The sequence below is a fragment of the Candidatus Nitrosarchaeum limnium BG20 genome (genome assembly GCF_000241145.1).
Classification (GTDB): domain Archaea; phylum Thermoproteota; class Nitrososphaeria; order Nitrososphaerales; family Nitrosopumilaceae; genus Nitrosarchaeum; species Nitrosarchaeum limnae.
In genome coordinates, this window is sequence record NZ_AHJG01000004.1 from 1 (window position 1) to 1,135 (window position 1,135).

General features: G+C 36.7%; 1 protein-coding gene. It reads left to right on the forward strand.

Annotated elements, in window-relative coordinates; translation table 11 throughout:
* Positions 1–159: 159 nt before the first annotated feature.
* Positions 160–1,135, forward strand: a 976-nt coding sequence (locus BG20_RS00090; protein ID WP_010189402.1) for a hypothetical protein, incomplete at its 3' end; no start/stop codon positions are given.

The window sequence follows — 1,135 nt, forward strand, 5'->3', positions numbered from 1 at the left end:
ATGTAATTATTCTATTATGAAAATAGGCAAAAATCAAAATTTTTACATTTTAGTATAAATTTCCATAAAAATCAGAGGCATAATCAAAATAAACAAAAAAATTTGAGAGTAATGCAATGATCAGATTTATTTATGTAAAGTAAATTCACAAAATTAATTATGGCAGGTATAGACAAAGCAGCAATTGCATTTTCTATTGCAATTGTTGCAGTCGGCGTAGGATTTGCATTCTACCATGGCAATGTCCAAGATAATACCCCAGTTGTTTCAGCACCAGTTGTTACTAAAACTGTACCAACAACTGCACCACAAGCACAATTTGGCGCAGATATTGCAGCTAAAGTAAAACAGGAAACACCTACAAAAGCATTGAAAGCAGGATGGGAGAGAATCACATCAGCTACAGATCCTGGTGTAGGTCATGAAGCACATCAACTCGCAATCATTTTGGCACCAAGTGACAAAGTGTATTCAGGTACATTACAATATGATGCATCTGAACCAATACAACTAGTCTCGCTTACTGGTCCATTAAAAGATGGAGAAGACAAGGGACAAGCAATTTGGACACCTGATGGAAAAACAAAGTTTGCATTAACTTTTGTTGATCCAATGAATGCAGCAGGCGAATGGAAATTTGCCGGTAATGCACTAGCCGTACACACTATGAAAACTACACCATTCACAGTTGACTACAAAGTAGATTACAAAGAAAATCCAACATCCCCAACTGTAATGACTGGAACAATTCAGTCAGTACAAGATCCAGGAGTTGGACATGAAGCACATCAACTTGCAGTGATATTAGCACCATCAAGTGATATGTATTCAGGAATTCTTTCATACTCTGCTTCTGAAAGTATTCAACTGGTTTCATTAAGAGGTCCAATTAGCGCTGATGAAAAACCAGCCCAGATATGGACTCCAGATGGAAAAACAATCTTTGAATTGACATTTGTCGATCCAAAGAATGCAATGGGATCATGGGAGTTTAAAGGCAATGCATTAGCAGTTCACACAATGAATACCAATCCATTTACTGTAAGCTATTCTGTAAGCGCAACAGCTTCAAAATCAGCTGAAATGAAAGATGGAATGATGATGGAGCAAAAAACAAATGAACCATCAAAAACAG